This window comes from Acinetobacter sp. AR2-3 (assembly GCF_001878775.1).
GTDB classification, from domain to species: domain Bacteria; phylum Pseudomonadota; class Gammaproteobacteria; order Pseudomonadales; family Moraxellaceae; genus Acinetobacter; species Acinetobacter lwoffii_D.
Map to the genome: position 1 here is coordinate 139,570 of NZ_MJIQ01000037.1, position 16,820 is coordinate 156,389.

Below are 16,820 nucleotides of genomic sequence, written 5' to 3' on the forward strand. Positions count from 1 at the left end.
TTTTACTTGGTTTTTTGAAATATTTTATGAAATCTTGGTGAAATAGAAATAATGAAAGAACAGAGAGATGGACTATTTTGATGTAATAAATTTTTTTTATTTATCTCGAGCGTGCTAAGCCACTTTAACCCTCTGTAATTAAAGTGGCTCTATGATCACAGACTATTTATGATTTTTATTGTTTTCAGATTTGTCCTGTTGATCCTTCTTATTTTTATCCTGATCTTGTTTCGATTCATCCTTTTTGGACTGAGAGTTGCTTTCTGAATCTGTATCTTTGGCATCTTGCTGCTGATTAGAATCACCTTCCTTCGATTGATTATCTTTCATTTTATTCATCGTATCAGTTGCCATCTGTTTCAGCTCAGCGAACTTAACCGAGGCTTCGCTGAATAAATCTGTGATTTTCTGTCTGGTATCTTCAAACTTATGCATGGCTTCATCTTTTAAATTTGCCATACCTGCCTGCTGATCGGTCTGACCATCTTTAGCATTTTGTTTATCTGACTTGTTAGATGATTTATCTTGAGATGTATGATCCGCTTTGGCCTTTTTTGCATCATCTGAACCTTGCTCAGCATTTTGCTGGTTGTCAGATTTGCCATGTTTCAGCTCATTCAGAAGCTTTTCACCTTTTTGCAATAGCTCTTCACCGATCGCTATCGCCTTGGATTTTAAGTCATCCATCTTAAAGCTTTCAGTTTTTTTATCGGACTGGTTCTCTTGAGAACTGTCTTTTTGCGCTGATTGCTCAGCATTTGCATCTTTGCCGTTGTGCTGGGTATCAGACTTCTGATCAGCATGGGTCTGGGCACTTTGCCCGTTCTTATGTTCCTGATTATGCTGTTTATCCAGCTCGTTTTGCTTTTGCTCTTTTGCAAGCTGATCATTCAATTCGCGTGCATGTTGTTCTTTATCTTGATTTTGCTTCGACGTATTGTTTTGGTTCTGCTGAGTCATGAGGTACCCTCCTTAGGCATATCATATAAACAATCAGCCATTTTTTAGCACAAAGCATCACGCGAATCGGGCGAAGTAAGCAAACTGCAACAAAGCCTGTACATGTTGTTGCTATTGTTTGCAGGATGTAGCATGAGCTGAGTCAAATCCGTATTGAAAATCTCTATGCTAAAGATGATGCGGGCTTTTGTATTCGGGCTGTCCAAGTCCATCTATTCGCAGGGTTTCAGCAAAGCATTTCTTTGTAATCCCCTCGGCATCATGTAAAATTATGGCCCATTGCATAATGAATACGAATGAGAGAGTGAATCCGTGCGTAAAATTTTAGTCACCAATGCCCTTCCTTACGCCAATGGCCCGATTCATATGGGTCACTTACTTGGCTATATCCAAGCAGATATTTGGGTACGTGCCATGCGCGCGATGGGTCATGATGTGACTTATGTCTGTGCGGATGATGCTCACGGAACTGCGATCATGCTGCGTGCCGAAGCGAATGGCATTTCACCTGAAGCGCAAATTGCCAATGTGCAAAAAGAACACATTCGTGACTTTGACGGTTTCGGTGTGCATTTTGATCATTATGATTCTACGCATAGCGATACCAACCGTGCCCGTGCATCTGAAATCTATGTGAAAAATCGTGACGCGGGCAATATTGCAGTTCGCCCGGTGACCCAGCTTTTTGATCCTGAAAAAGGCATGTTCCTGTCAGACCGTTTCATTAAAGGCACCTGTCCGAAATGTAAGGCAGAAGATCAGTACGGCGACTCATGTGAAGTCTGCGGTGCTACTTATAATGCAACAGAATTGTTGAATCCACATTCCACTTTAAGTGGCGCAACACCAGTCGAAAAATCATCTGATCATTACTTCTTTAAATTACCAAATTTTGGTGAATACCTGCAAAAATGGACCCGTGATGAAGGTCGCTTGCCGGTATCGATTGCCAACAAGCTGGACGAATGGTTTGAAAATGGCTTGAACGATTGGGACATCTCCCGTGATGCGCCATACTTCGGTTTTGAAATTCCGGATGCACCAAACAAATACTTCTATGTTTGGGTCGATGCGCCGATTGGTTATATGTCGAGCTTTGAAAACTACATCAAAGCCAAACGCCCTGAATTGAATTTTGACGACTACTGGAAAAAAGATTCTGAAAATGAGGTCTATCACTTCATTGGCAAAGACATCGTATATTTCCATGCCCTGTTCTGGCCCGCAATGCTTGAAGGCGCTAACTACCGTACGCCATCAGGCTTATTCGTGAATGGTTTCTTGACGGTAAATGGCCAAAAGATGTCAAAATCTCGCGGCACCTTTATTAAAGCTGAAACCTATTTAGAGCATTTAAACCCTGAATATCTACGTTATTACTTTGCGTCTAAACTTTCTGACAAAGTTGAAGATTCAGACTTAAATCTGGATGACTTTGTACAAAAAGTGAATTCAGACCTAGTCGGTAAAGTCGTGAATATTGCCAGCCGTTGTGCGAAATTCATCAACACCAAATTTGATAACAAGTTAAGCACGACATGTGCTGAACCTGAATTGGTACAAAGCTTTATTGAGGCAGGTAGCTCAATTGCTCAGGCTTATGAAGCACGTGAATTCTCGGCGGCGATTCGTGAAATCATGGCGCTGGCAGACAAAGCCAACCAGTATATTGATGAGAAAAAACCTTGGGCGCTTGCCAAACAGAAAGGTCAGGAACAACAGGTGCATGACGTATGCTCTGTGGGGATCAACCTGTTCCGTCAATTGGCAGTGTATTTAGCGCCTGTATTGCCGACACTGGCTCAACAGGTTCAAGATTTCCTGCAACTTGAAAGCTTTGATTTTGCTTCTCGCGAAACCATTCTAGTGGGTCATGAAATTGCGTTATTCCAGCCATTGATGCAACGTGTAGATCCAAAAGCTGTTGCGGCAATGGTGGATGCATCTAAAGATTCTTTAGCAGCCCCTGCTGCTGAACCAGCAAAAGCTGAAAAGAAAAAAGAGAAGAAGGCTGAGAAAAAGCCTGAACCTAAAGTCGGTGAAGCTGAAATCATTAATATTGATGATTTTATGAAAGTTGACTTGCGTGTCGCTGAAGTTCTTGAAGCGACTACGGTTGAAGGTTCTGACAAACTGCTTCAATTGACTTTGAATGTCGGTGAAGCTGAGCCACGTAACGTGTTTAGCGGTATTCGTGAGTTTTACCAGCCTGAAGACCTGAAAGGTAAACTGGTCGTGATGGTTGCAAACCTTGCGCCACGTAAGATGCGTTTTGGTATTTCAAATGGGATGGTTTTAGCCGCGGGTAATGGCGACGGTGTTTGGGTGATTTCACCTGAATCTGGTGCTAAACCAGGTGATAAAGTGTCTTAAGATTTCCATTTTAAGCAAAGAAAGCCTCTACTGATGTAGAGGCTTTTTTATTGGACTATATTTCCCTCATCCTTGCCTTCTCCCAGAGGGAGAAGGAGTTTTCATTACTAAATAAATTTCAGGATATTCCCTCTCCTTTTAGGAGAGGGTCAGGGAGAGGTAAATTTAGACACTATTATCAAGTACTGATATATTGCGTTAAATTTAATTACTTTAAAAAAAATATGAATAACTTTATTAAATACTTATGCCTATACATTCCTTTAATTCTTATAGGAATTAGTATTTTAGGATCAATTTTTATTTTTTCCAACCAAACATTCAATTTTGGAAGCTCTAAGATAATTGATGCTAATTTATCTGCTCAATTCGGTAATTTATATGGTGGACTAATTGGAACTATACTTAGTGCGTCTAGTGTATTTCTTTTAATTTACACAATATTCCACCAAAAAATTGAAACGCAAAAAAATAATTTAGAGAATAATTTTTTTTAAATGCTTGATTATCACAATCAACATTTGAATTACATATGCATTCCTCATCTAAATGCTGAAAAAGGAATGGTTGAGGGAAAAAGGGCTTTTATACAATTTAAAATTCAGTTTAAAAATATATTGGAAATTACCCAGGCTACATTAGATCATAGAAATATTAACTATACACAAGATGACTTAGTTGACATCAGTTATATTATTTTTTATTACGGCTTAGAGGGCTCGTGGACTACATTCATTCTTAATAAATGCAAAAAGTATCATTTTATTAATTCAGTTACACTTAAGGAAATCCAACAAAAACTTAATCAGAAAATTGATAAAAAACTAGTGAGAGCAAATCAAACATACCTAAGCTCTTATTTTAGAAATATGTATAATGCAATAAAAATGATCGATGAAAGCGATATTTTAACTCTAGAAGAAAAGAAAAATTTAATAAAAATACTACGCGCTCAGCTTTCTAACCCTGAATTATATATTCTCTTTTTTAATATTATCTCAAGATTTGGTAAAAAATGGATTGAGAACAACTTCATTGAAAAATATGAACTAATTAAAAATATTCCATATGATTACTGTGAAGGATACGACCCTAAAATATATTTTTCATCGATCGAGTTTGAAGAAGATGAATATTGATTCAATTGCTCTGCGACATGAATGTCGCCCGTTTGTTAGGGGTAAATGGGCGTGGCCTCTAACGAAAAGAAGGATTTTGTTACTTTTGCCCTGACAAAAGTAAATAGGAAATATACTTTGATGGTTATTAATGTTTTTTCTAGAAAATCTCATAATAAAACCTTCATACGATCATAAAAAAGCCTCTATCTCTAGAGGCTTTTTTATTGCTGGGTCACTTAGCCTTGCAACACAAATTCCCAAATCACATAGCCCAGTCCAAAGCCCAGTAGTGAATATAAGGTAATAATGAAAAATACAAAGCTGGCATTGTTTTTTCTTTTCCAAAAACTCATCGCGACACCCAAAGCTTGTTCGTAATACCCCATGTTAACGAGCTTTTCATAAAAAGTGAAATGTATCTAAGCATTTTATTTATAATAATATTTTCATCAAAAATAAATTCTTTACTTTCAAAAAATCAATATACAGATTCAGACTTAATTTTTAGTACAGATGCCAAATCGGCATTGCTATTTAAAAAAATGGTAAATATATTCATATTCTTTTTTGCTGGCATCCGTGCTAATACATAGAATTGACTTTAATTACATAAGAATAGCCATGAAATACTTCACCTCTTCTCTCGTCATGTCACTGCTTGCTTTAGGTTCAATGACGGGTATCTCTCAAACACATGCACAAACCGTTTCTAGCACCCAACAACAAAAACAGGTTCCGGGGTATTATCAGCATAACTTCGGAGATTACCAGATTACTGCCCTGCTGGATGGTAGCAATTATCTGTCCAAAGCCTTATTTAAAGATATTCCAGCAGCCCAAGCCGATCAGATCTTGAAAAAATACTACGTCGATCAGGCCAAAGGCATCCAGACATCCGTGAATGCCTTTCTGGTCAATACAGCCAAAGAACTGGTTCTGGTCGATAGCGGAACTTCAAGCTGTAATGGTCCACACCTAGGTTCAGTGTATTCCAATTTACAGGCTTCAGGGCATAAACCTGAACAGGTCAATGCCATCCTGCTCACGCATTTGCATCCTGACCATGTATGCGGCATCAGCAATAATGGCGTGGCCAATTTTCCCAATGCCAATATTTATGTGTCTCAAACTGAACTGGATTTCTGGATGAATCCTAAAACAGCAGACAAATTACCAAAAGCCAAGCAGGCAGGTTTTTTGGGCACAGTCAATAAAATCAAGAAAGCCATTGCACCCTATCAGGCCAAGAATCAGCTTAAAACCTTTAAAACTGGCGATAAAATCCATGCTTTCGATGTTATCAGTTCGGCTGGACATACACCGGGGCATTTTGGTTTTAGCTTAAAATCTAAAGGTCAGCAGATGGTGTTTATTGGAGATATTGTGCACTCACATACGCTGCAGTTTGATCGCCCACAGACCGGCGTTGACTTTGATGTCGATCCGAAAAAGGCGATCGAAACCCGCTTAAAATATTTTGCTGAATATGCGAAAAATGGTCAGACGGTAGCAGCACCACATTTGCCATTTCCGGGGATTGGACATATTTATTCTAAAGACAATAAAAGCTATCAATGGATTCCGGTACATTTTAAAGATTAATTGAATACTTCAATAATTTTATCTAGGCATGAAACCCTAATTTTTTAGGGTTTCATTTATTTTAAATATCCTTCAGCCAGATTCCCTATGACTTGGTAAATTTAAAACTTGAATGACGCTTTGAAATTTAAAAGCAATAGTTTCGTTTATTTTTAAATTTTTTCTTAAAAATCTTTTACTTTTTACGTGCACCTTTAGCATGCTTTTTTAGCACCGTTTTTCTTACGATAAATATAAACACCTAAAAATATAATATAAATCTGAATTTTATGAACTCTCGCCATGTCTTAGTTTGGTGCAAAAAAATAGTAACGTGCTTTATATCGAGTCTTATCAATTTCAAGAAATTCTTCATCAAAATTTCCCTTGCTTAGCCCTCTTCTACAATCAATTTGCCTCTATATACTGATTTTCTTTTGTGATCCCGCGCACTAAATTGGAACGCACCATGCAAAATATAGACTTATTATTTCTTCTTCTCGGTGCAGTTCTAGTGCTTGCCATGCATGCTGGATTTGCTTTTTTAGAGCTTGGAACAGTTCGACATAAAAACCAGGTCAATGCCCTAAGTAAAATTCTAACCGACTTTGCCATCTCCGCCATCGCCTATTTTTTAGTGGGCTACTATATTGCCTACGGTCAGCACTTTTTCCATGATGCTGCAACCTTGTCTGCCGATCATGGCTACAATCTGATGCGCTGTTTTTTCCTGTTGACTTTTGCTGCAGCAATTCCAGCGATTATCTCTGGAGGGATTGCAGAGCGTGCCAAAATGCGTTCACAGGCTTTAGCGACATTATTTCTGGTTGCGCTGATCTATCCGTTTTTTGAGGGTATGATCTGGAATGGCAACCTTGGTTTTCAGGATTGGCTGACCCATGCATTTGGTGCAAGTTTTCATGATTTTGCCGGCTCAGTTGTCGTTCATGCAATGGGCGGCTGGATGGCACTCGCCGCAATAATCCTACTTGGTGCGCGTCATGGCCGTTACAAAAATGATGGCCGGATCACCGCGCATCCTCCTTCATCAATTCCTTTTTTGGCTTTGGGTTCATGGATTCTGATTGTGGGATGGTTCGGCTTCAATGTCATGAGCGCGCAGCGGCTGGATGCCATTTCTGGACTGGTCGCTATTAACTCTTTGATGGCCATGGTCGGTGGAACAATAGCAGCCAAAGTTGCGGGGAAAGATGACCCGGGCTTCCTGCATAATGGTCCCTTAGCAGGTCTGGTGGCGATTTGTGCAGGATCAGACGTCGTTCATCCGTTAGGTGCTTTTTTTATCGGGATCAGCGCCGGCATTATTTTTGTGAAACTCTTTACCTATACCCAAAATAAACTCAAAGTGGATGATGTATTGGGGGTTTGGCCTTTGCATGGCGTTTGTGGTGCTTTTGGCGGATTAGCTGTGGGTATCTTCGGTCAGCAATGGCTTGGAGGAATGGGAGGAGTGTCTTTAATTTCACAACTCATAGGTACAGTGCTGGCGATTGTCATTGCTTTGGCGGGTGGTTTTTTGGTGTATGGCCTGCTTAAGGTTTTGATGGGTATTCGCCTGACTGAGGAAGAAGAGTTCAATGGTGCAGACTTGTCGATTCATCGTATTTCTGCTAATTCGGAAGAAAATACTTTTTAATAGACATAAAAAAAGCCTCTACGACTAGGGGCTTTTTTTATTTATAAGCAGAGCATCTAGATGAAGTAATTACTTCATACCAAAAATTAATTTTAAGCCAAGTACCGTCATAACTGCGCCTGCTGCGCGGTCAAACAAAGCCTTAAACTTCAAATAAACACGACGTGGCTTTTCCGCAGATAATGCAACTGCGACTAGTGAACACCAGCCTGCATCAATAAAGAAACATAAGACAGGCAAAACAAAATAAAAATACGTTGGAATTTCTTTGGGCAATAACGCGGTAAAAATACTGGCCAGCACAATCGCAATTTTGGGATTGGACAACTGTGTGATTAAACCAGTGGTAAAAGCACGGCGTAAAGACATCTGTTTGCTAATGGTTGTATCCGCTTCGATCGGATCTTTGGCATGTTTAATGATTTTAAACGCCAACCAAAGTAAATATAAACCACCACAAATTTTTAAGGCCAGGTACGCTGAGGGTACAGCCAGTAAAAATGCCTGCAAACCGAGAACCGCCAGCAGACCAAAAATCGCTGCACCGAGACCAGTACCCAATGCAGTAAATAAACCATGTTTACGTGAAATGGCAATTGAATTTTTTGCCACATAAATAGAAGTTGGCCCGGGACTCATTGCGCCTAACATCAGGGCAAAAGCAATCGAACCTAAAATCCAGAATGATTCCACGAGATAACCTGACTTAAAAATTGAAGGGCTATTTTAAGCAAAAACCTGACAATTTGCTGTAAAAATTTCTGGATTTGTCATGAATTTCAACTATAGCAATTACTTAAGGTTTCAACTGATCCTGAGCACTCAAATGCTTGTCTAGCAGTTGATAATCCTGCTCATATACAGGTACGCCACCAATAATCATGGTACGGGTTTCTGTTTTAGGTTTATTCAACGCATCATCACAGCCCGACAGACTGAGCAGCATGCCGACCCACACAGCACAGGATAATATTTTCATTATTCTACCCTCCTCAGGGTTTCCTCTGTTTAGATTAGCATTGTTGTTTAAATAATCAGCGGAATATTTGTGACAATCTACAACCAATTCTATAGCTTTCAGCGAATAATGGCTTATTGAAAAACTTTGATTTTTAGCACTTCCGCTATAATGCCTCTATCATGAACTTTGCGAACTTTTATGTTTGAAACCATTGCCCAAAATATTCCAGATCAACAGATTAATTTTCACGATATTACTTTAATAATACGTCGTCTGGATCTGGTGCATCCACAAATCTCGGGCAACAAGTTTTTTAAACTGAAATATAATTTTCTTGAAGCCAAAAGACAGGGTTATCAGCATATTCTGAGTTTTGGAGGTGCTTATTCCAATCATATTGCTGCTACTGCATTTGCCGCACAGCAGTTTAGTTTTCAGAGTGTTGGAGTGATTCGGGGTGAAGAACTGGCTGATCGACCATTGAATCCAACATTAGCCACCGCCCAAGAATTCGGGATGCAGTTGCATTTCGTCAGTCGTGATGAATATCGGCGCAAGCAACAGCCTGAGTATTTGGCCGAACTCGCTCGACAATTTCCTGAACATTATGTGATTCCTGAAGGTGGAACCAATGCTTTGGCGATTCAAGGGTGTCAGGAAATATTAAAAGATAGCGATGCGCAATTTGATGTGATTTGTTGTGCAGTAGGCACCGGTGGCACCATCAGCGGATTGATCGAAGCCAGTCACGCGCATCAACAGATCTTAGGATTTTCCGCACTGAAAGGTTCATTTTTAAAAGATGAAGTCGCCCAACTAATGAATAAAACCAACTGGAACATTCTCGATGATTATTGCTGTGGTGGCTATGCCAAAACTAGTGCAGCCTTGGTACAGTTTATCCGGGATTTTGAGGCCGAATTTTCAATTCCACTGGAGCAGATCTACACGGCTAAAATGCTGATGGGAATTTTTGATTTGATCGAGAAAAATTATTTTCCGGCTGGATCAAAACTGCTGGTCATTCATAGTGGTGGTCTGCAAGGTCGTAATATTCCCTTTGGTTTTACAGCAACCTAAGCTTGAATTGGTTGATTGTTATTTAAGGCAATTAACCCTTTGACCAAGCGGTAGATATGCCAGATAAAGACCAGAAACACGATCAGGAAGCCAATCAAGATCACAGTCAATAAGCCACCGACGATATAACCCAGCAAACTGATCCAGAAGGTTTTAATTTGCCAATCGACATGACTTTCCAGCCAGGTACCGCGCATTTCATCACGCTTGATATAATTCATCACAATCGCAATAAATGGGGTAAGACCAAGAAAAAATCCTAAAATATAAAGAATATATGTAATCAGATTATATTGTTTTAAATCTTCCGCACTTGCCATTCGCTTTTCCTTGTTATTATGTTTTTAGTTTGTACAAAAACTATGCATGAGTTTTAAGCAGCTTTCAAATATTTTATGTTTAAAATGCGCTGCAAATCTGCAATCACGGAACTGATTTTTCTGGAATAGAGAAAGCTGAAATAAAATTGTCTATAATGCTTCCCTTTTCTTCTCCCTTGAGTGTGTGATGTCTTCCAAGCAATACGATGTTCTAGTCATAGGTGCCGGTGCCTCAGGTTTAATGACGGCGTATATGGCTGCGCAACGTGGGCGCAAAGTCGTGGTAGTAGAAAAAGCCAACAAGGTTGGCAAAAAAATCCTGATGTCGGGCGGTGGTAAATGTAATTTCACCAATCTGGAAGTCGAACCGAGCAATTATATTTCACACAATCTACATTTTGTGATTTCGGCTTTAACGCGTTATACCAACTGGGACTTTATCGGCTTGGTATGTGAATACGGTATTGCCTATGAAGAGCGCAAACATGGACAGCTGTTTACCTTAAATGGTGCAAAAGATATCTTGTCGATGCTGCTGGCGGAATGTGACAAAACCGGTCTGGTCGATATCAAAACCAGCTGCGAAGTGAAAGCAGTCAATCCAGTCGATGATCAAGGTTTTCAGGTGGCAACCTCACTGGGATACTTTGAAGTTGAATCTGTCGTCGTGGCATCCGGTGGTTTATCGATTCCTACGCTTGGCGGTTCAGGCATTGGCTATGAGATTGCAAAACAGTTTGGACATCACGTCTATCCAACCCGTGCCGGACTGGTTCCATTTACCTTCTCTGACGGATTTAAAGAAGTCACCACGCGCTTAAGCGGCAATGCCGTAGAAGCAACACTCTCGAATGAGCTTAATAGCTTTACCGAAGCGCTACTATTTACCCATCGCGGTTTAAGTGGGCCAAGTTCCCTGCAACTTTCCAACTACTGGAATGTCGGGCAGAGCTTTAAGGTAGATTTCTTACCGAGTGTAGATTTACTGGATTTCTTTAAAACGAAAAAACGAAGTCAGCCCAAAGTCTTGCTGCGTACATTACTGAATGAATATTTACCGAAAAGTGTGGTGGCTGAATTACAAAGTCTCATCTGGACTGAAAGCGCTGAAACTGCCATTGGCAATATCAGTGATGACAAGCTGGAACAGATTGCGGCACGTCTGCATGGCTTTGAAGTGAAACCTTCAGGAACAGAAGGCTACCGTACAGCGGAAGTGACTTTGGGTGGTGTAGACACCACGGAAGTATCCTCAAAAACCATGGAAAGTAAAAAGCAGAAAGGTTTGTATTTTATTGGTGAAGTGCTGGATGTAACCGGACATTTGGGCGGCTATAATTTCCAATGGGCATGGTCATCGGCACATGCCGCATCGGAATATATTTAATCAATAGATAATCTGGTTTGCTACTTAACTCATTCCAGATAGTCTGTTTTAAACAGGTTGAGATTGGCCGTATTTTTTAAACGGTCAATCGTCAGCTGCATTTTTTGAGCTTCTCGCAGACATAGCGGTACGTCATCTGCTGAAGATGCCATGAATTTATGTTGTAGTGCTTTCCACATATTGTTGATCTCCTTTTCTTTATATTTCTAATGCAAGAAAAATACCAAAATCATTTTAGTATTCACTTGAATATTCTATACTTTTTAAAAAATAAATTCTATTCCTGGTGACTGAGCAGGATTGACTCCTCAGTTAAATTCGTCTGTCTCTGGTATTTTCTTATCCAGCTCTCGCTCAGACTGCTCGTCCTGTCTGCTCTTCACAAAAACAAATCGATAGGCAGCGGTAAAAAAGCCAAGCGTAATTCCTGCAATGACTAAAGGAGCCAGAACTTTGTTAGGTTTTTTGGTATTCATTCATTTTTCCTTATGACTGAACAAAATCGACCACATGAGCGTGGTCGATTTTGCTTAAAGATAACAGGTTATTTCAGGTCATCTTTTTTCTGAATAGAACGATCAATATCGACATTCGGCTCTTTTTCTCCAGTTGAACCAAATGGATTATTGACTGGCGGATGAGTCGGATCGACTTTTAGTGAATCTGGTACGGCTTGATCCGCATCCGGATTGACCGGATCAATACCCAATGATTCATCATCCTGCGGTGCAGTGGTAAGGATTGCCGGGGTAGTATGAGATAAATCCGTACCCATAGGCATATTCTTGTCTGAATCCTGATTTGGCATGATGCCTGCTCCTGGAGTTGTGATTGAAGAATCGCTAGTGCCTGTAGCAGTTTGCGAACCACCAGAGGACTGGCTCATTGAGCTATCTGTAGAACTCATACCCATCGCCGCACCTGTAGTACCTGACATGTCGGTTGCACTTGTACCTGTGGTCTTGCCACCTAATCCAGAAAATATGCTGTTCTCAGCTTTTTCTTTGACAGGGTTAGGGTCTTTGGCTTCTCGTTTGGCTTTATCAATCAAATCTGTGAGTACACGCTCTGCAGGTTGACGACCACCCAGACCAAATGCCAAGGCGAATGCCACTGCTACAGCACCCAAAGTTAGACCAAATGCCAAGTTAACAATCGAATCGGCAATACCCATAGCACGCAGACCCATTGCCACAACCAGTCCCATGATCAGGACACGAACCAGATTGGCTAACCAGCGTGAGCTGTTATATTCACCACGTTGTACGATATTCGCAACAATATTCGCCAGCCAGAAACCGATTACCAGAATCACCGCACCGAGCAGGATATTGGCACCGAAGTAGATGAACATTGCAATCAGACCACTGATCTGTTCAAAGCCCAGACGGTTCGCTGCTTCAGACACCGCAAATAGCATGGTGAATAAAACGATCAGGAAACCAACTACACTGGAAAGTTTAGTCGTGCCTAAAAAGCGCTGGATATCCAGTTTGGCAGGAATTTCATCAACACCTGTACCGGCAACTACTTCAACCACCAGACGTGCTACCAGTTTAGACACCACATACGCCAGAATCAGAATCAACGCAGCAGCGATGATATTCGGAATGGCATTCATGATTTCATACAGCATGGCTGTAGCAGGCTGAGAAATGGCCTCGATACCCAATGCTTCAAATGCAATGATCAGTGCGGTAATGATCACCACGGCGAAGATAAATGACCCAATCACCTGGGAAACATTCGAGTTTTTAAAGATGCCTACTTTTTCAGCATGTTGTTGTACGTTCAGACTGTTTAATAGCCCTTCAACAATACCGCGCACAATTTTCGCCAGGATATAACCAACAAAAATGATGACTGCAGCAATGAAGATGTTTGGTAAGTAGCTTACGACATCGGTCAGCATATTTTGAACTGGTAACAACAGACCGTTGAGACCCAAAATAGACAGTACGATTGGCAAGAACAGCAATAAAATTAACCAGTAAGCAATTTCACTGATGTTTTTACTAATCGGACTGACACCGACTTCAGCACTGAGTTTTTCATCGAGTTGCGTTCGGTCCAGTAGCTTTTGTAACCCTATCTTGACCAGATTGGCCACAATCCAACCTATGAATCCGACTGCAATTGCACCTAGTAACTGCGGGATAAATAACAGGAATTGCTGGATCATATTACTGAATGGACCGCTGACACTGGTAAGATTAAGTACATTCAGCGCACCAATCACGGCAATAATCAGAATAATCCAGAACACGACGCGGGCGATAATGCTCTCCACATTGGAGTGATGACCTGTCGCCGTATTTAAATGTGTATTGGTACCCAGTTTCTGCAAGAGCTTTTTAACGCCTGCCGAGACCAGTAACGCAATGATCCAGCCAATTACTAATATGGCAATTGCACTAAGAATGGGATGGAACTGATCCCAGTAGTACATGGCATCGAAGCCACCACGCGGGCTTCTCATATAATCATTCATGTTGTTCTACCCTCTTTGTTATTAAGCTATTTATCTGAAATCGGGGGCATCTCCCTGAAACAATCAGCCCCTTCTTCTTCCGGATTCATATTAGATTTGATGTTTTCAGACTCAAGCCAGGTAGATGGCACTACCTTAAAACATCACCATCCATTGCAAAAAAGCCCCAGTGGTTCACTAGAGCTTTTCAGGTATTTTCAGTTATTGAGTCGCCTGTCCATCAGTCGCAGTTGCTGTTGCTTCTGTGCCATCACCCACGGTTGCTGTAGCTTCCGTTCCATCATTCATGGTGGCGGTGCCTTGTGTAGGCTCACCGACTGGAGTTGAATTATTTGGGGTAGCAGGCTGTACATTCGGATTTGGATGTCCTGCAGGAGCATCATTCGCATCTGGATTCATGTCAGCAAACATATAGAACAGTAGTGCGAGTAAAAAAATACCGACCAAAATCAAGATATAAACAGGGATACGCTTTTTCTGCGTCACGTCTGCCTGATGATTTAAAGGTGGTTTTTTATTGAAATCATCGACCATAACCATCCTCACTCTTTGTTATTCATAAGTAGATTTTTAGAATAACAAGCTGTGAATAGGGCTTCTGTGACAAAACATGGTGAGATGGTGACGGGATGTAAGTCACTAATCCATCAGAATTCTCTGCTAGATGCTACTTTAAAATAGCCGTTTGGCTGGGCTATGTTGCATATCGACTGGGGTTTCGTGTTCATCTTTCAACTGTACCCCTGAAAGCTGTAACTCACAGGATTTACGCATCAATGCCACCAGTCGCTGGATAGCAAGTGGATAAGCCAAGCCCGCAGGTCGCACATTGGAAATACAGTTGCGCAAGGCATCATGACAGCCTTTAAAAGTATTATAAGTGTAGTAAATTCCCATACTGTCCGGTGAGCTCAAACCCGGCCGTTCGCCAATCAGCATGACCAGCATTTTAGCCTGTAGAATTTCTGCCACTTCATCTCCCAGTGCCACACGACTGCCACAGGCAATCACTAAGGGGGGCAATCTGCCAGCCTTGTTCTTTGCATGCCTCTAGCAACGCTGGAATAAAATGTGGCGTATTTTCCTCAATGGCACGTGCCGAGAGCCCATCTCCTAAAATAATGACCACATCCCAATGTTGCTGATGTTCGGCTCGGTATTGCTGCAACCTGGTTTTGGACTGCTCTGAAAGAACACGCCCCAGATCAGGACGCTTCAGATAAAGATCCTTTTCCACAGCTTGGCTTTCAATTTCCAGAATGGGCAGTCCGGTTTTACTCAAATCTGATTTTAAGGCTTTGATATCAAGTGGCTTCAGTACCGCATCTTTGGCCTGGGCATGCGCCAGTTGAAATTCCAGACTTGGTCGAGTCGGCAAGCTGCCCCCAGTTCGACCTAAGGCAATCCGTGCATCAGTAAAGGCTTTTAACTTCTGCCAGGGATTATCCTGCAATTGAGACTCAAATTTCACATCAGCAATTAGTTTCATAGCACTTCTTCAAGACAAGATCAGACGTGAAAATTGCTTCGGCAATTCGGTCGGCCAGTGCAACTGATTAAACTGTTGCGCCAAAATTCCCTGCTGCTCCAGCCAGTGGTCAAATTCAGGAGCTGGTTTCAGTCCTAATAACTGTCGAATATAAAGAGCATCATGAAAGGATGTCGTCTGATAGTTCAGCATCACATCATCTGAACCGGGAATACCCATGATAAAATTCAATCCGGCATTGGCAAGCAAGGTCAGCAGTATATCCATATCATCCTGATCGGCATCGGCATGATTGGTGTAGCAAATATCACAGCCCATTGGCACACCGAGCAGCTTGCCACAGAAATGATCTTCCAGCCCGGCCCGGATAATCTGCTTGCCGTTATACAGATATTCTGGCCCGATAAAGCCGACTACAGTATTGACCAGCAAGGGATTAAACTTACGCGCCACGGCGTAGGCACGCGCTTCCAGGGTCTGTTGATCCACGCCATGATGGCCATTGCTGGATAAGGCACTGCCCTGTCCGGTTTCAAAATACATGACATTTTGGCCCACTGTGCCGCGTTGCAGGCTTAAGGCAGCTTCATAGCCTTCCTGCAGCAGCGCCAGATTGATACCGAAACCAGTATTGGCTGTTTAGGTTCCCGCAATGGACTGGAACATCAGATCAATCGGAACATTTTTATTTGCCAGCTGAATGCCAGAAGTAATATGGGTCAAAACACAAGATTGAGTCGGAATCTCATATTCCTGAATGACATGATCGAGCAGTTTGAGCAGCTCAGTCAAATTCTGCAGATTATCTGTGGCCGGATTAATCCCGATCACGGCATCACCATTGCCACACATTAGTCCATCCAGAATCGAAGCTGAAATGCCCATCAGATCATCAGTCGGGTGGTTCGGCTGCAAGCGGGTAGAAAGATGCCCTGCCAGCCCGATGGTATTTCTGAACCGAGTCACTACTCGGCATTTTTTTGCCACCAGAATCAGATCCTGATTGCGCATGATTTTACTAACCGCTGCGACCATTTCCGGAATCAGGCCCATTTTTAAAGCAGCAAGTTTTTCTGTGGTGGCATCTGCACTCAGCAGCCAGTTACGAAAATCTCCGACAGTAAAATGCGAGATTGGATAAAAGGCATCAGCATCATGTTCATCCATGATCAGGCGGGTGATTTCATCCTCTTCATAAGGAACCACTGCTTCTTTCAAAAACTGCTGTAATGGTACTTCTGCCAGACACATTTGTGCAGCAACACGCTCGGTTGCATCAGTGGCCGCAATCCCTGCCAGCTGATCACCAGAACGTTCAGGGGTGGCCTTGGCCAATAAGGTTTTTAAATCCTCAAAGACATAATGCTGACTGGCCACATTGATCTGATACAGCATAAGCG

Annotated in this window: 15 protein-coding genes and 2 pseudogenes; 6 read left to right on the forward strand and 11 right to left on the reverse strand. The window is 41.6% G+C overall.

The window, feature by feature from the left end; all coding sequences use genetic code 11:
• Positions 1-162: 162 nt before the first annotated feature.
• Entirely contained in the window at positions 163-960 is a 798-nt protein-coding gene (locus BFN00_RS06290; RefSeq protein ID WP_071850786.1) for a putative sodium/potassium/calcium exchanger, read from the reverse strand.
• Between the two features lie 312 nt (positions 961-1,272).
• Here BFN00_RS06290 and metG point away from each other — a divergent pair, with 312 nt between their 5' ends.
• A complete protein-coding gene (gene metG, locus BFN00_RS06295; RefSeq protein WP_071850787.1) occupies positions 1,273-3,333 on the forward strand; it encodes a methionine--tRNA ligase in 2,061 nt (686 codons plus the stop codon).
• Between the two features lie 497 nt (positions 3,334-3,830).
• The gene (locus BFN00_RS06300) at positions 3,831-4,472 is read left to right on the forward strand and encodes a putative phage abortive infection protein (RefSeq protein WP_249449787.1); all 642 of its coding nucleotides are present in this window, start codon (positions 3,831-3,833) and stop codon (positions 4,470-4,472) included.
• 218 nt (positions 4,473-4,690) lie between these two features.
• Here BFN00_RS06300 and BFN00_RS15935 read toward each other — a convergent pair whose 3' ends face one another.
• The gene (locus BFN00_RS15935) at positions 4,691-4,807 is read right to left on the reverse strand and encodes a hypothetical protein (RefSeq protein WP_086044934.1); all 117 of its coding nucleotides are present in this window, start codon (positions 4,805-4,807) and stop codon (positions 4,691-4,693) included.
• Positions 4,808-5,075: 268 nt separating this feature from the next.
• Between BFN00_RS15935 and BFN00_RS06305 the strand changes: the two genes are divergently transcribed.
• Positions 5,076-6,056 carry an MBL fold metallo-hydrolase gene (locus BFN00_RS06305; protein WP_071850788.1) on the forward strand — a complete coding sequence of 327 codons (981 nt, stop codon included), beginning with the start codon at positions 5,076-5,078 and terminating at the stop codon, positions 6,054-6,056.
• A 448-nt stretch (positions 6,057-6,504) separates the two neighbouring features.
• Entirely contained in the window at positions 6,505-7,692 is a 1,188-nt protein-coding gene (locus tag BFN00_RS06310; protein WP_005247869.1) for an ammonium transporter, read from the forward strand.
• A gap of 69 nt (positions 7,693-7,761) precedes the next feature.
• Here the strand turns inward: BFN00_RS06310 and BFN00_RS06315 are convergent, their stop codons facing one another.
• Positions 7,762-8,385: a LysE family translocator gene (locus BFN00_RS06315; protein WP_004280739.1), complete on the reverse strand. Its 624-nt coding sequence runs from the start codon at positions 8,383-8,385 to the stop codon at positions 7,762-7,764.
• Between the two features lie 103 nt (positions 8,386-8,488).
• Positions 8,489-8,671 carry an NF038215 family lipoprotein gene (locus tag BFN00_RS06320; protein ID WP_005104073.1) on the reverse strand — a complete coding sequence of 61 codons (183 nt, stop codon included), beginning with the start codon at positions 8,669-8,671 and terminating at the stop codon, positions 8,489-8,491.
• A 180-nt stretch (positions 8,672-8,851) separates the two neighbouring features.
• On the opposite strand from BFN00_RS06320, the gene BFN00_RS06325 reads away from it, so the two are divergent.
• Positions 8,852-9,733 (forward strand): 1-aminocyclopropane-1-carboxylate deaminase/D-cysteine desulfhydrase, encoded by an 882-nt coding sequence (locus BFN00_RS06325; RefSeq protein ID WP_071850789.1) that lies wholly within the window; start codon positions 8,852-8,854, stop codon positions 9,731-9,733.
• On the opposite strand, the gene BFN00_RS06330 is transcribed toward BFN00_RS06325, so the two are convergent.
• The gene (locus BFN00_RS06330; protein ID WP_005106226.1) at positions 9,730-10,053 is read right to left on the reverse strand and encodes a DUF4870 family protein; all 324 of its coding nucleotides are present in this window, start codon (positions 10,051-10,053) and stop codon (positions 9,730-9,732) included. The genes BFN00_RS06325 and BFN00_RS06330 overlap by 4 nt on opposite strands.
• Before the next feature lie 187 nt (positions 10,054-10,240).
• Between BFN00_RS06330 and BFN00_RS06335 the strand changes: the two genes are divergently transcribed.
• Positions 10,241-11,440: a BaiN/RdsA family NAD(P)/FAD-dependent oxidoreductase gene (locus BFN00_RS06335; protein WP_071850790.1), complete on the forward strand. Its 1,200-nt coding sequence runs from the start codon at positions 10,241-10,243 to the stop codon at positions 11,438-11,440.
• Between the two features lie 29 nt (positions 11,441-11,469).
• Here the strand turns inward: BFN00_RS06335 and BFN00_RS15940 are convergent, their stop codons facing one another.
• The 6 genes and pseudogenes from BFN00_RS15940 to BFN00_RS06355 form a co-directional block, all read right to left on the reverse strand.
• The gene (locus tag BFN00_RS15940; protein ID WP_171260768.1) at positions 11,470-11,619 is read right to left on the reverse strand and encodes a hypothetical protein; all 150 of its coding nucleotides are present in this window, start codon (positions 11,617-11,619) and stop codon (positions 11,470-11,472) included.
• Positions 11,620-11,748: 129 nt separating this feature from the next.
• Entirely contained in the window at positions 11,749-11,916 is a 168-nt protein-coding gene (locus BFN00_RS15945) for a hypothetical protein (protein ID WP_171260769.1), read from the reverse strand.
• A 68-nt stretch (positions 11,917-11,984) separates the two neighbouring features.
• Complete coding sequence (locus BFN00_RS06340) at positions 11,985-13,931, reverse strand: mechanosensitive ion channel (protein WP_004732045.1); 1,947 nt, start codon at positions 13,929-13,931, stop codon at positions 11,985-11,987.
• Between the two features lie 201 nt (positions 13,932-14,132).
• Complete coding sequence (locus tag BFN00_RS06345; protein WP_005106219.1) at positions 14,133-14,465, reverse strand: hypothetical protein; 333 nt, start codon at positions 14,463-14,465, stop codon at positions 14,133-14,135.
• Positions 14,466-14,603: 138 nt separating this feature from the next.
• Positions 14,604-15,420, reverse strand: a pseudogene (gene eutC, locus BFN00_RS06350) (ethanolamine ammonia-lyase subunit EutC).
• Between the two features lie 9 nt (positions 15,421-15,429).
• Positions 15,430-16,815 (reverse strand): annotated as a pseudogene (locus tag BFN00_RS06355) (ethanolamine ammonia-lyase subunit EutB).
• Positions 16,816-16,820 lie beyond the last annotated feature (5 nt).